This window comes from Enterococcus sp. AZ035 (assembly GCF_050548325.1).
Lineage (GTDB): Bacteria > Bacillota > Bacilli > Lactobacillales > Enterococcaceae > Enterococcus > Enterococcus faecalis.
In genome coordinates this window covers 1,902,456-1,915,491 of sequence record NZ_CP172958.1, presented here as the reverse complement: position 1 = coordinate 1,915,491, position 13,036 = coordinate 1,902,456, and the positions used below count along the sequence as shown (strand labels likewise).

14 protein-coding genes are annotated in these 13,036 nt (G+C 37.6%); 12 read left to right on the top strand and 2 right to left on the bottom strand.

Annotated features, from left to right (window positions below; genetic code table 11):
• Position 1 precedes the first annotated feature (1 nt).
• From era to IGL32_RS09130, 5 genes are all read left to right on the top strand, one after another.
• Positions 2-904 carry a GTPase Era gene (gene era / locus IGL32_RS09150; RefSeq protein WP_002359745.1) on the top strand — a complete coding sequence of 301 codons (903 nt, stop codon included), beginning with the start codon at positions 2-4 and terminating at the stop codon, positions 902-904.
• 82 nt (positions 905-986) lie between these two features.
• Positions 987-1,781: a DNA repair protein RecO gene (gene recO / locus IGL32_RS09145; RefSeq protein WP_002374343.1), complete on the top strand. Its 795-nt coding sequence runs from the start codon at positions 987-989 to the stop codon at positions 1,779-1,781.
• A 640-nt stretch (positions 1,782-2,421) separates the two neighbouring features.
• A complete protein-coding gene (gene glyQ / locus IGL32_RS09140; protein WP_002379669.1) occupies positions 2,422-3,330 on the top strand; it encodes a glycine--tRNA ligase subunit alpha in 909 nt (302 codons plus the stop codon).
• 1 nt (position 3,331) lies between these two features.
• Positions 3,332-5,416: a glycine--tRNA ligase subunit beta gene (gene glyS / locus IGL32_RS09135; RefSeq protein ID WP_002362185.1), complete on the top strand. Its 2,085-nt coding sequence runs from the start codon at positions 3,332-3,334 to the stop codon at positions 5,414-5,416.
• Positions 5,417-5,455: 39 nt separating this feature from the next.
• The gene (locus IGL32_RS09130) at positions 5,456-5,647 is read left to right on the top strand and encodes a DNA-directed RNA polymerase subunit alpha C-terminal domain-containing protein (RefSeq protein ID WP_002356753.1); all 192 of its coding nucleotides are present in this window, start codon (positions 5,456-5,458) and stop codon (positions 5,645-5,647) included.
• 33 nt (positions 5,648-5,680) lie between these two features.
• Here the strand turns inward: IGL32_RS09130 and yidC are convergent, their stop codons facing one another.
• Positions 5,681-6,613, bottom strand: a complete 933-nt coding sequence (gene yidC / locus IGL32_RS09125) for a membrane protein insertase YidC (protein ID WP_002356755.1) — start codon at positions 6,611-6,613, stop codon at positions 5,681-5,683.
• A 166-nt stretch (positions 6,614-6,779) separates the two neighbouring features.
• Entirely contained in the window at positions 6,780-7,055 is a 276-nt protein-coding gene (locus IGL32_RS09120) for an acylphosphatase (protein ID WP_002356756.1), read from the bottom strand.
• 106 nt (positions 7,056-7,161) lie between these two features.
• Here IGL32_RS09120 and IGL32_RS09115 point away from each other — a divergent pair, with 106 nt between their 5' ends.
• From IGL32_RS09115 to sufC, 7 genes are all read left to right on the top strand, one after another.
• Positions 7,162-7,938: a TrmH family RNA methyltransferase gene (locus tag IGL32_RS09115; RefSeq protein WP_002367051.1), complete on the top strand. Its 777-nt coding sequence runs from the start codon at positions 7,162-7,164 to the stop codon at positions 7,936-7,938.
• 19 nt (positions 7,939-7,957) lie between these two features.
• On the top strand, positions 7,958-8,395 hold the full coding sequence (locus tag IGL32_RS09110) for a GNAT family N-acetyltransferase (protein ID WP_002379667.1): 438 nt from the start codon (positions 7,958-7,960) through the stop codon (positions 8,393-8,395).
• A gap of 183 nt (positions 8,396-8,578) precedes the next feature.
• Complete coding sequence (gene rpsB, locus IGL32_RS09105; protein ID WP_002356759.1) at positions 8,579-9,364, top strand: 30S ribosomal protein S2; 786 nt, start codon at positions 8,579-8,581, stop codon at positions 9,362-9,364.
• Positions 9,365-9,469: 105 nt separating this feature from the next.
• A complete protein-coding gene (tsf, locus tag IGL32_RS09100) occupies positions 9,470-10,351 on the top strand; it encodes a translation elongation factor Ts (protein WP_002356760.1) in 882 nt (293 codons plus the stop codon).
• A 260-nt stretch (positions 10,352-10,611) separates the two neighbouring features.
• On the top strand, positions 10,612-11,334 hold the full coding sequence (pyrH, locus tag IGL32_RS09095) for a UMP kinase (RefSeq protein WP_002356761.1): 723 nt from the start codon (positions 10,612-10,614) through the stop codon (positions 11,332-11,334).
• Positions 11,335-11,337: 3 nt separating this feature from the next.
• Complete coding sequence (gene frr, locus IGL32_RS09090) at positions 11,338-11,895, top strand: ribosome recycling factor (protein WP_002356762.1); 558 nt, start codon at positions 11,338-11,340, stop codon at positions 11,893-11,895.
• Positions 11,896-12,264: 369 nt separating this feature from the next.
• Complete coding sequence (gene sufC / locus IGL32_RS09085; RefSeq protein WP_002356763.1) at positions 12,265-13,035, top strand: Fe-S cluster assembly ATPase SufC; 771 nt, start codon at positions 12,265-12,267, stop codon at positions 13,033-13,035.
• The last annotated feature ends 1 nt before the right edge of the window (position 13,036 follow it).

Sequence of the window (13,036 nt, the reverse complement as noted above, 5' to 3'; positions counted from 1 at the left end):
AATGACAACTGAACATAAATCTGGTTTCGTAGCCATTGTCGGCAGACCAAATGTTGGAAAATCAACATTGTTAAATCGAATTGTCGGCCAAAAAATTGCAATTATGAGTGACAAAGCACAAACAACTCGTAATAAGATTCAAGGAATTTATACAATTCCTGAAGCACAAATTGTTTTTATCGATACTCCAGGGATTCACAAACCTAAACACCGCTTAGGCGATTTCATGGTGGAAAGTGCCTACAATGCGATGCGTGAAGTAGATGCTACTTTATTTATGGTAAGTGCTGATCAAAAACGCGGGAAAGGTGACGACTTTATTATTGAACGATTGAAAAATAATAATAGTCCAGTCTACTTGATTATTAATAAAATTGACAAAGTCCATCCAGATGATTTATTGAGTATTATTGAAGACTATTCGAAACAAATGGACTTTAAAGAAATTATTCCCATTTCTGCCACGGAAGGAAATAATTTTGAGCATTTAATGGATGTTCTCGTTGAGCAAATGCCAGAAGGACCACAGTATTTCCCTGATGACCAAATTACGGATCATCCAGAATATTTTATCGTTTCCGAATTAATTCGTGAAAAAGTGTTACTTTTAACAAGAGATGAGATTCCTCATTCTGTCGCTGTTGTTGTGGACTCAATGAAACGGGATGAAAACGATAAAGTCCATGTCCAAGCAACCATTATTGTGGAACGGGACAGTCAAAAAGGTATCATTATTGGCAAAGGCGGAAAAATGCTGAAACAAATTGGTACCAAGGCGCGTCAAGATATTGAATATTTATTAGATGACAAAGTGTATTTGGAGCTGTGGGTAAAAGTCCAAAAAGACTGGCGTGACAAAAAAATCTATTTACAAGATTTTGGTTATCGCAAAGAAGAATATTAAGAAAGTAGTGTTTGGGAAGCGAGTGTATAAACGAACTTTCCAAACACTACACTAATTTACATAAGAAATGGAAGTGAATTGAATGGCATTAGGGGAGACCAAAGGCATTATTTTATTTACGAAGGATTTTAAAGAGAAGGATAAACTCGTCAAAATTTTTACAGAATCCTATGGAAAATTGATGTTTTTTGTGAAAGGTGCGCATCGAAAAAATAATCCTCTTTTGCCAGCGATTCTGCCATTTACAGAAGCCGTCTACATCGGAAACTTTAGAGAAGAAGGCTTATCTTTTCTCAATAGCAGCAAAGAAGTTCAACCTTTTCGAAACATTCAACAAGACATATTTATTAACGCATATGGAACATATATTTTAAACTTAGTCGATGCAGCAATTGAAGATCAGCACTATGATCCGAACTTATTTCAATTTACCCACATGGCATTATCCGCTTTAAATGAGCAAAAAGATCCGGAAATCATTACAAATATTTTTGAAATTCAATTGTTAGAACGGTTTGGTGTACGACCAGAATGGCATCATTGTGTGGCTTGTGGCGAAACACAAGGGAAATTTGATTATTCCTCAAAGTATAGCGGTGTGCTTTGTGAAAAACATTGGCATTTAGATGAACAGCGCTACCATGCAGATCCTAGAGCAATTCATTTTATTCGCTTATTTTCGCAAGTCTCCTATGAAAAAGTCCAAAACATTCAAGTAAAAGAAGAAACTAAGAAGAGTATTCGAGAAACGATTGATATGTTATACGATGAATATGTTGGTTTGCACTTAAAAAGTAAAAAATTTATTGATCAAATGAAAACGTGGGAAAATACGTTAAAAATTCCGCCACGAAAGAAGGAAGAAAAAGAAACATAAACAAGCAGACGTTTTTCTAAAAAAAATTTGACAACTTCCCTCAGACACCGTATTATGATAGAGAAGTTAAATACGTACGAAGAAAAAGAGAAGTAAAAAGAACCCTCTGTTAAGCGAATCTGGGAGAGTGGGAGCCAGAAACACGGAACTTTTGAAAGGCACTTTGGAGTACGACAAACGAAGCTGCCGATGAACACATCGGAAGTAGGGTGGAACCGCGATAATTATTCGTCCCTATGTCTATTAATAGGCATGGGGACTTTTTGCTGTGAATCACTACGATTGGCGCAAATGCGACAGAGTAGATGATGAACAGTACAAGGTGACCAAAGGGAACGTTGTCTCCTCTATGTTAAAACAAACTGCTTAGCCAAAAACATGGAGTAGATGATGAACAGCACAAGGTGACCAAAGGGAACGTTGTAACCGAATAAAAAAAGCAAACAGTTAACACCAAAAGAAAAAATAGTAACGTTTATTCAAAAAAGCTCAATTGGCGCAAAGGCGACAGAGTAGATGATGAACAGCATAAAAATTATCCCATTCTACAAAATTGTTTCTCTGTAGCCCTTTTTAAATTTACATTCCCGAAGCAAAGCCAATCCCTATGTCTATAAAAAATATTCCAAGGAGGAAAACAATGAAAAACAAGTTAACCGTACAAGAAATGATTTTAACCTTGCAAAAATTTTGGTCATCTAATGGCTGTATGTTAATGCAAGCCTATGATACAGAAAAGGGAGCCGGCACCATGAGTCCTTACACGTTTTTACGTGCCATTGGACCTGAACCATGGAATGCTGCCTACGTAGAACCTTCTCGTCGTCCAGCTGATGGACGCTATGGTGAAAATCCAAACCGTCTATACCAACATCATCAATTCCAAGTTGTAATGAAGCCTTCTCCTGAAAATATCCAAGAACTTTATCTAGAAAGTTTGAAATTATTAGGAATTGATCCATTAGAACATGACATTCGTTTTGTAGAAGATAACTGGGAAAATCCCTCAATGGGTTGTGCTGGTTTAGGTTGGGAAGTTTGGTTAGATGGCATGGAAATTACCCAATTTACGTATTTCCAACAAGTCGGCGGCTTACAATGTCATCCTGTCACTTCTGAAATTACTTACGGGTTAGAACGCTTGGCATCATATATCCAAGAAGTCGAAAGTGTCTATGATTTAGAATGGACACAAGGCGTTAAATATGGTGAAATTTTTGTGCAACCTGAATATGAACATTCAAAATATTCCTTTGAAATTAGTAACCAAGAAATGCTTTTAGAAAACTTTGACAAATTTGAAAAAGAAGCTAAACGCTGTATTGAAGAAAGCTTAGTTCACCCAGCCTATGATTATATTTTAAAATGTAGCCATACATTCAATTTATTGGATGCTCGCGGCGCTGTCTCTGTAACGGAACGTGCAGGATATTTAGCCCGCATTCGGAATATGGCTCGTTCCGTAGCGAAAATTTTTGTGGCTGAACGTGAAAAATTAGGGTTCCCATTATTAAATAAAGATCAAAGTGTATCCAAGGAGGCAGAATAACATGGCAAAAGATTTATTATTAGAAATTGGCTTAGAAGAAATGCCCGCACATGTTGTCACACCAAGCCGTATCCAACTTGAAGAAAAAGTAATCAAATTTTTAGATGAACATCATTTAGACTATGAAACAGTGCAATCCTTTGCCACACCTCGTCGCTTAGCCGTGAAAGTAACTGCGATTCCTGAAAAACAAGCGGATGTTGAAGAAGAAGTAAAAGGTCCAGCGAAAAAAATTGCTTTAGATGCTGAAGGAAATTGGTCAAAAGCTGCACAAGGTTTTGTACGCGGCCAAGGAGTTACAACTGAGGACATTGTTTTCAAAGAATTAAATGGTGTCGAATATGTCTATGTGACGAAGTTTACCAAAGGCCAAAGTGCCAAAGAAGTATTAACAAAATTAAATGACGTGATTACAAGTCTAACTTTCCCGGTAACAATGCACTGGGCAAACTATGATTTCGAATATATTCGTCCAATTCATTGGATTGTGGCACTACTTGATGATGAAGTAATTCCTTTCAACGTGTTAGACGTGACGACAGGGCAAACTTCTCGTGGCCACCGTTTCTTGGGAGACGATGTGACGTTCCAACATGCTAATGAATATGAAGCAAAATTAAAAGAACAATTTGTAGTGGTTCAACCGAATGAACGGAAACAAATGATTGTTGATCAAGCGAACGCTCTCGCTGCAGAAAAAAATTGGCAGTTAGCTTTAGATGAAGAGTTATTGGAAGAAGTTACGAATTTAGTGGAATATCCAACTGCATTTGTAGGCAGTTTTGATGAAAAATATTTATCTGTTCCAGATGAAGTATTAGTGACTTCTATGAAAGAACACCAACGTTACTTTGAAGTTCGTAACGACCAAGGCTTATTAATGCCGCATTTTATCGCTGTTCGCAATGGGGATAATGTTCACCTTGAAAACGTGATTAAAGGAAATGAAAAAGTGTTAATTGCTCGTTTAGAAGATGCAGAATTCTTTTACAATGAAGATAAAAAATTAACGATTGAAGCATGTGTTGAAAAACTAAAAAATGTGACTTTCCATGAAAAGATTGGCTCAATTTATGAAAAAATGCAACGGGTTGCTTTAATTGCACAAATCATTGGTCGAAAAGTTGGCTTATCTGAGGAGGAATTGGAAGATTTAAAACGTGCCTCTGAAATTTATAAATTTGACTTAGTAACAAATATGGTTGGTGAATTCCCAGAATTACAAGGAATTATGGGAGAAAAATATGCCTTATTACAAGGCGAAAAACCAGCCGTAGCAACGGCGATTCGAGAACATTATTTACCAACTTCCAGTGAAGGTGAATTGCCAGAAACAGCAATCGGGGCTGTTTTGGCCTTAGCCGATAAGCTTGACAGCGTCTTTTCATTCTTCTCAGTTGGTATGATTCCAACAGGTTCTAACGATCCTTATGCACTTCGTCGTCAAACCTATGGCGTTATCCGAATTATTGAAGATAAAGGCTGGACCTTCCCATTAGTTCAATTACAAACAGAAGTTGATGAAGCAGTGAATCAAGATGTTGAGAAATATGGCGTTTTACTAAACGAAGGACAAGCAGAAGTCGTTGAATTTGTGAAAGCTCGCTTACGTCAATTATTAATGACGAAAAATGTTCGCCATGACATTATCGATGCAGTGGTGTCTGCTGAGCAAGCCGATTTATCGAAATTATTTGCTTCAGCGAATATTTTAAAAAGCCGTTTTGAAGATCAAGATTTTAAACCATCAATGGAAGCCTTAACGCGTGTTATTAATTTAGCGAAAAAAGGTCAAGAACTTTTAGGTGATACTGAAGAAGGGATTGATCCAAGTCTGTTTGAAAATAAGGCAGAAAAAGAACTGTATCAAGCAGTTAACGATTTATCTGAAGCTTTTGCTACACGCACGATTGCAGAAAACTATGAAGCACTAGTAAATCTACGTCCGTTAATTGATGCGTACTTCAATGAAACGATGGTTATGGTTGAGGATGAAAAAGTCAAACAAAACCGATTAAAACAATTAATGCAAATTGCTAAAATGGCGTTATCAATTGCTAGCTTAGATTTATTAATTGTAAAATAAAAAGCGCTGTTTTTCGACCGCTAAGGAGGAACCGACAGCATGCTAGAAACAACGTTTGAACAAATTTTAACACAATTATCAAAGCCAGCTGTTCGTGCGCTAACGAATGAAAAAATCGACAGTGTGGATGAACTCTACGCACGAGGCCGAAAAGCGTTACTTTCGTTGCATGGCTTTGGTCCAAAGTCTATTCGAACTATTGAAGAGATGACTGGGAAAGAATTGAAGTAAAAAAAGGATCGCCGTTTAGAGGCGATCCTTTTTTTATTTACGTTTTTGTTTTCCAGCATTGCGACCTTTATTGCCGTTTGCTTTTGGTTGGTTCGTTTTTTGTGTTACTTTGTTTGTTTCTTTTGGTGTCACATCCTTAATAGGAGTAACCACTTGTTTTGGTGGGTTATTTTTCAATTCTTCTTGTACTTGTTTTTTAATTCTTGGACGTAAGAGGATATTTGTGATGGCAGATTGAATACATGTGAAAATACCACCAACTACCCAGTAAAGCGCTACGCCTGCAGGTGAGCTAAAGGACATGAAAACAATCATTAATGGTGAAACAATCAGCATTGATTTCATTGTTTTCTTTTGTTCTTCAGGAATACCAATCATTGAAATATAACCTTGAGCTAAATAGGCTAAACCAGCTAATGCCACTAAAATCATATTTGGTTGCCCTAAATTCATTCCTAAGAAGCTTGCCGTGGCAATACCTTTTGTATAACGAGCAGCAAAGAACAGAGAAGAGAAAATAGGCATTTGAATTAATAAAGGCAAACAACCAATTCCGCCAACCATACTCACATTGTTTTCTTTATAAATCTTTTGTAGTTCTGCTTGTGCGGCCATTTGTTCTTCACGCGTACTTGCTTGTTTCATTTTTGCTTGTGCAACATCCACTTGGGGTTTGATTGCTTGCATTTTTTCCGTTTGGATAAAGCTTTTTTTCGATTGATGTAAGCCTAACGGTAAAATAATGATCCGTACAATAATGGTGATAAAAATAATCGCCCAACCATAGTTCCAATTAAAGTTATCGACAAGATAAGTAATTGCATTACTCATCGGTAAAACAAGGAAGTTATAGACAAAACCTTCACCAGTTGGTTGTCCATCTGCTCCTGTTTTCACACAGCCTGATAAAAACATTACTAAAAATAGTAAGCCAGAGCCGTAAAGCCATCGGTTTAATTTACGCATGTAATTCGGTCCTTTTCTAAAAAATTTTTACATGGTTAACTATACTTGAAACAGCGCTCTTTTTCAATCAAAATCGAAAAGAAGCTCTTACAAAAATCAATAAAAAGCAGGAACTACTTGCTGTTCAAGGCTTCTTCCCAAAGAAATCAATCGTTAGAAAGTAAGTTTATTGAATCACTTTAAATTGTTCCGTTTCTTCTAACAAAGGGTCTTCTTGAATATCAACATACGTTACACGTCCCGCTGGACTGGGGGAATCTTTGATTTTTTTGATAAATGTTTCCATTATGTCTTCAGGTGCAATTGCTGTGATTGAAACGGACCCGTCGTCTTCGTTCTTCACCGAACCAGTGACACCTAATTGATCTGCCACCATTTTGGTCATGTAGCGGAAGCCAACACCTTGGACACGCCCTTGTACATTCATTCTTAGTTTTTCCATGAGAGACACTTCCTTTGCTTTTTTCTTTATGATAGCGATTTTTCTTGGTTCTAGCAAGTATCCAAGCAAGCTAGAAGCATGCTATAATACAAAGGCGAGGTGACTTATGAAAGAAATTATATCAACGAAAAATAACCAATTAAAAGAATGGAAAAAATTACACAAAAAGAAGTACCGAGAAGAACTGAACCAATATATAATAGAAGGATTTCATTTAGTTGAAGAAGCCGTGAAGGCCAACGCCGATGTTCAGTGGATTTTGTTTAACCAAAGAGGTCAACAAGAATGGAGAACTTGGTTAGCTGAACAAGAAACAGAAAAATTAATTTTTGTAAGTGATGAGGTTTTAAATAGCTTGTCGGAGCTGCCAACTTCACAAGGAATTTTGGCAATTGTCACCTTGGAAACGCAACAAGAGCAGTCGCTTTCTTTTAAAGGTGGTTGGTTACTTTTAGATAATATCCAAGACCCTGGTAATGTTGGTACGATGATTCGCACAGCTGATGCAGCAGGTTTAGCAGGTGTGATTTTAGGTAAGGGCACAGCAGATATTTACAATACAAAAGTGTTGCGCTCAATGCAGGGAAGTCACTATCATTTGCCGGTTCTCCAACGAGAATTGACCGAAGTGGTTCAGGCATTCAAGAAGCAAGGTCTACCAGTTTTCGGTACAGAACTAAATGAAGCTGCGATTGCTTATTATGAACAAGAGGCAGTGGAAAATTATGCGTTGATTTTAGGCAATGAAGGTAGCGGGGTTTCGCCAGAATTGTTAGCAGAAACCACGAAAAATCTTTATATTCCAATGAAAGGTCAAGCAGAATCATTGAATGTCGCTATCGCAGCGGGCGTGTTAATGTTTTATTTTGAAAATAATCAATAACAGAAACGAGTGTCAAAAAATGCTGACTATCAAAAAGACAACCCAGTTAACAGAAAAAGAATTAGAAACCATTATGGCTATTTGGCTGCAAACGAATCTAGAGGCTCATCCATTTGTCGCACCAACTTATTGGCAAGAAAATAAGGCATTTGTCCGCGCTGCGTTACCAAAAGCAACACTGATCTTAGCAGAAGAAGAGGGTCAGATAATTGGGTTTTTAGGCTTAATGGATAACTATATCGCAGGAATTTTTATAAAAAAAGCGTTTCAAGGGAAGGGCATCGGTCAGAAATTACTGCAAGTAGCAAAAGAAGAACAGGACATCTTATCTTTGGCTGTTTACAGGAAAAATCAAGCAGCTTACGCCTTTTATCAAAAACAAGGCTTTGTCCAACAAAAGCGAACCATCGATGAAACGGGAAACGAAGAATGTCATCTTGTTTGGCAAGCGCATTAGGAGCGACATTTCTAGTTTTAAGGCTTGCTATTTTTCTGAAAATATCTTATACTGTTAAAGGTGTGATTTTCACACACGAAATCCACATTCTTTTCCATCTGCGAAGTGGTGCTACTACGGTAGTTCTTCAAGGAGTTGACGAAAAGAAGAGGAAAATAAAAACCAAACTGGAGGAAACACAACATGGCAGTAATTTCTATGAAACAATTACTAGAAGCCGGCGTACACTTTGGTCACCAAACTCGTCGCTGGAACCCAAAAATGAAGAAATATATCTTCACAGAAAGAAACGGTATCTACATCATTGACTTACAAAAAACAGTGAAATTAGTAGATGCAGCTTACGATTACATGAAAAACGTTGCAGAAGAAGGCGGCGTTGCTTTATTCGTAGGAACTAAAAAACAAGCACAAGAAGCAATCAAAGATGAAGCAATCCGCGCTGGTCAATACTATGTAAACCATCGTTGGTTAGGTGGTACGTTAACTAACTGGGATACAATCCAAAAACGTATTGCTCGCTTGAAAAAAATCAATGCAATGGAAGAAGACGGCACTTTCGAAGTTTTACCTAAGAAAGAAGTTGCTGGCTTAAACAAAGAACGTGAACGTTTAGAAAAATTCTTAGGTGGTATCGCTGATATGCCAAGAATTCCAGATGTAATGTACATCGTTGACCCGCGTAAAGAACGCATTGCTGTTCAAGAAGCACACAAATTAAACATTCCTATCGTTGCAATGGTTGATACAAACTGTGATCCTGATGAGATCGATGTTGTAATCCCTTCAAATGATGATGCAATCCGCGCCGTGAAATTAATCACTGCTAAAATGGCTGACGCTTTCATCGAAGGTAACCAAGGGGAAGACCAAGCAACTGAAGAGTTATTCGTTGAAGAAACACCAGAAGCAACTTCAATCGAAGAAATCGTTGATGTTGTTGAAGGAAACAACGAATCAGCTGAATAATAATGATTACGGAGCTGTCTCAAAGGCTAGGCGACAAAAAGCCTGATTCTCCTTTGAGATAGCTTTTTTAAAAAGAATTGATAATATCCGAGGAGGACACAAATAATGGCAGACGTTACAGCTAAAATGGTAAAAGAATTACGCGATATGACTGGCGTTGGAATGATGGACGCTAAAAAAGCATTAGTAAAAGTAGAAGGCGACATGGAAAAAGCCGTAGACTTTTTACGTGAAAATGGTATGGCTAAAGCAGCGAAGAAAAATGACCGCATTGCGGCTGAAGGTTTAGCAAACGTAGCAACTGTGGGTAACGTTGCAGCAATCGTTGAAGTAAACTCAGAAACTGACTTCGTTTCTAAAAACGAAATGTTCCAAGATTTAGTTAAAGACATTGCGACTAAAGTTGCTGAAAACAAACCAGCTACGATGGAAGAAGCAATGGCTATTAAAACTGAAAAAGGCACAATCGAATCTGATTTAATCGAAGCAACAACTGTTATCGGTGAAAAAATCAGCTTCCGCCGTTTTGAAGTTGTCGAAAAAGCTGACAATGCTGCATTTGGCGCTTACTTACACATGGGTGGCCGTATTGCTGTATTAACAGTTATCGATGGCACAACTGACGAAGAAGTAGCGAAAGATGTTGCTATGCACATCGCGGCAATCAACCCTCGCTATGTCAACGAATCTCAAATTCCTCAAGAAGAATTAGAACACGAAAAAGCTGTGTTAACTGAACAAGCATTAAACGAAGGTAAACCAGCAAATATCGTTGAAAAAATGGTTGTTGGTCGTCTACAAAAATTCAAAGCAGAAATCGCTTTGGTTGACCAACCATTTGTTAAAGATCCAGATATGACTGTCGAAAAATTTGTTGCTTCTAAAGGCGGCGAAGTGAAATCATTCGTACGTTTTGAAGTTGGCGAAGGTATCGAAAAACGTGAAGATAACTTTGCGGATGAAGTAATGAGCCAAATGAAAAACTAAGAGCATCAAACGCTCGGTTGAAAAGCCGTGAATCATAAGTATCTAAACAGACAGCGATCCCCAAAGGAAGCTGCATAAATTGATTACTGCTTGATTCAAGGCAGTCTTTCAGCCATTTGGGAACGCATAACTTTGATATGCGCTCCCTTTTTTTAGGCAAAACCAGTGGATCGCACTGCTTGGTCTAAAAAATCATTTTGGTGAAAAGTCATCTAAATGAGGAATTGAATGATTTTTAGAGAATCTTGGAGGGAATTATGATGGTTAAACCTAAGTATCAACGTGTCGTATTAAAGTTAAGTGGAGAAGCGCTAGCCGGAGAAGACGGTTTTGGCATTAAACCACCAGTCATTAAAGAAATCGTCCAAGAAATTAAAGAGGTCCATGAATTAGGTATCGAAATGGCCATCGTGGTTGGCGGCGGAAACATCTGGCGTGGACAAATTGGTGCTCAAATGGGCATGGAACGTGCACAAGCAGATTATATGGGCATGTTAGCTACTGTGATGAATGCCTTAGCATTGCAAGATACATTAGAAAATCTTGGTGTGCCTACACGTGTTCAAACATCAATTGAAATGCGTCAAATTGCAGAACCATACATTCGTCGTCGTGCAGAACGTCATTTAGAAAAAGGCCGCGTTGTTATTTTTGCCGGAGGAACAGGAAATCCTTACTTCTCGACAGATACAACGGCTGCGTTACGAGCTGCAGAAGTAGATGCGGACGTCATCTTAATGGCGAAGAATAATGTTGATGGTGTTTATTCTGCAGATCCACGTGTGGATGAAACAGCGACAAAATTTGAAGAACTAACACATTTAGATGTTATTTCTAAAGGGCTGCAAGTAATGGATTCAACAGCAAGCTCATTAAGTATGGATAACGATATTCCTTTAGTTGTCTTTAACCTAAATGAAGCAGGAAATATCCGTCGTGCCATCCTTGGTGAAAATATCGGAACAACTGTAAGGGGGAAATAAAGAATGTCTAAAGAAGTTTTAGCAACAGCCAAAGAAAAAATGACAAAAGCGGAAGAAAGCTTACGCCGTGAATTAGGTCAAATTCGTGCTGGTCGTGCGAACGCAAGTCTATTAGACCGTATTCAAGTAGAATATTATGGTGCACCAACACCAGTTAACCAATTAGCAAGTATCAATATCCCAGAAGCACGTGTATTAATGATTACACCGTTTGACAAAAATTCTATCGCTGACATTGAAAAAGCTATTCAAATGAGTGATATCGGCATTAGCCCAACCAATGATGGAAATGTCATCCGTTTAGTGATTCCACAATTAACGGAAGAACGTCGGAAAGAATTAGCCAAAGACGTGAAAAAAGAAGCGGAAAACTCAAAAGTTGCTGTTCGTAACGTTCGTCGTGATGCAATGGATGAGTTGAAAAAAGCTCAAAAAAATGGCGACATCACTGAAGATGAATTACGTTCATTTGAAAAAGATGTTCAAAAATTAACAGATGATAGCATCAAAAATATCGATGCGATTACTGCTGAAAAAGAACAAGAACTTTTAGAAGTATAAAACCAATCACTAATAAAAATTATTGAATCCAGAGAAGCAAATGCTCTGGATTTTTTTGTATAGATGAGGAAGGCGTATCTCAACGCTCTCTTTGCGAAAGTCATTCTAAAGTAATTATTTAAGAAAACGCTTTCTTGAATAAATTTTTTTATTCTACCAGAATTTTTTTCTTTGTGTAGGGAGGATCACTTAAAAATATAGAGAAACTTTGAAATATCAGCCTTTTAAAATTTTTCTTCACAAATTGAATCCTAAAATTTGATGATAAGAGTTGTTATTTTTAGCAATTGTAATTTGCGATTCATTCTCAATTAGGCTAAAATGAGTGAGAACGGAAAAACGATTAAAACAAGTTGGAGGGAATTGTACATGTCTGTGTTAGAAATCAAAAATTTACACGTATCAATTGAAGATAAAAAGATTCTAAAAGGAGTCGATTTAACAATTAATACTGGAGAAATCCATGCAATTATGGGACCTAATGGAACTGGTAAATCTACTTTATCAGCAGCAATTATGGGAAATCCCAACTATGAAGTCACAGAAGGAGAAATTCTATTTGACGGCGTCAACGTTTTAGATTTAGAGGTAGACGAACGCGCTCGCTTAGGCTTATTCTTAGCAATGCAATACCCAAGTGAAATTCCAGGGATTACCAACGCTGAATTCATGCGTGCAGCAATCAATGCAAAACGTGACGAAGACAACAAAATGTCAGTCATGCAGTTCTTAAAAAAATTAGATAGCAAAATGGAATTATTAAATATGCCTGAAGAAATGGCTGAGCGTTACTTAAACGAAGGTTTTTCTGGCGGCGAGAAAAAACGAAATGAAATTTTACAATTATTGATGTTAGAGCCAACGTTTGCCATTTTAGATGAAATTGATTCAGGCTTAGATATCGATGCGTTAAAAGTTGTTTCTAAAGGGGTTAATGAAATGCGCGGCGAGAACTTTGGTGCGTTAATTATTACCCATTATCAACGCTTATTGAACTATATCACGCCAGATGTTGTTCATATCATGATGGAAGGCCGCGTTGTGAAAACCGGTGGGGCTGATTTGGCAAAACGTTTAGAAACAGAAGGCTATGCTGGTATCAGCCAAGAATTAGGTATTGATTACAAAGAAGAAGCGTAAG

What these genes read in the sequence shown, in the direction of transcription:
- sufC (WP_002356763.1), top strand. Translation starts at nt 12,265, where the DNA reads ATGTCTGTGTTAGAAATCAAAAATTTACACGTATCAATTGAAGATAAA.
- glyQ (WP_002379669.1), top strand. Translation starts at nt 2,422, where the DNA reads ATGAAAAACAAGTTAACCGTACAAGAAATGATTTTAACCTTGCAAAAA.
- recO (WP_002374343.1), top strand. Translation starts at nt 987, where the DNA reads ATGGCATTAGGGGAGACCAAAGGCATTATTTTATTTACGAAGGATTTT.
- IGL32_RS09120 (WP_002356756.1), bottom strand. Translation starts at nt 7,055, where the DNA reads ATGGAAAAACTAAGAATGAATGTACAAGGGCGTGTCCAAGGTGTTGGC.
- glyS (WP_002362185.1), top strand. Translation starts at nt 3,332, where the DNA reads ATGGCAAAAGATTTATTATTAGAAATTGGCTTAGAAGAAATGCCCGCA.
- IGL32_RS09110 (WP_002379667.1), top strand. Translation starts at nt 7,958, where the DNA reads ATGCTGACTATCAAAAAGACAACCCAGTTAACAGAAAAAGAATTAGAA.
- era (WP_002359745.1), top strand. Translation starts at nt 2, where the DNA reads ATGACAACTGAACATAAATCTGGTTTCGTAGCCATTGTCGGCAGACCA.
- tsf (WP_002356760.1), top strand. Translation starts at nt 9,470, where the DNA reads ATGGCAGACGTTACAGCTAAAATGGTAAAAGAATTACGCGATATGACT.
- frr (WP_002356762.1), top strand. Translation starts at nt 11,338, where the DNA reads ATGTCTAAAGAAGTTTTAGCAACAGCCAAAGAAAAAATGACAAAAGCG.
- pyrH (WP_002356761.1), top strand. Translation starts at nt 10,612, where the DNA reads ATGGTTAAACCTAAGTATCAACGTGTCGTATTAAAGTTAAGTGGAGAA.
- IGL32_RS09115 (WP_002367051.1), top strand. Translation starts at nt 7,162, where the DNA reads ATGAAAGAAATTATATCAACGAAAAATAACCAATTAAAAGAATGGAAA.
- rpsB (WP_002356759.1), top strand. Translation starts at nt 8,579, where the DNA reads ATGGCAGTAATTTCTATGAAACAATTACTAGAAGCCGGCGTACACTTT.
- yidC (WP_002356755.1), bottom strand. Translation starts at nt 6,613, where the DNA reads ATGCGTAAATTAAACCGATGGCTTTACGGCTCTGGCTTACTATTTTTA.
- IGL32_RS09130 (WP_002356753.1), top strand. Translation starts at nt 5,456, where the DNA reads ATGCTAGAAACAACGTTTGAACAAATTTTAACACAATTATCAAAGCCA.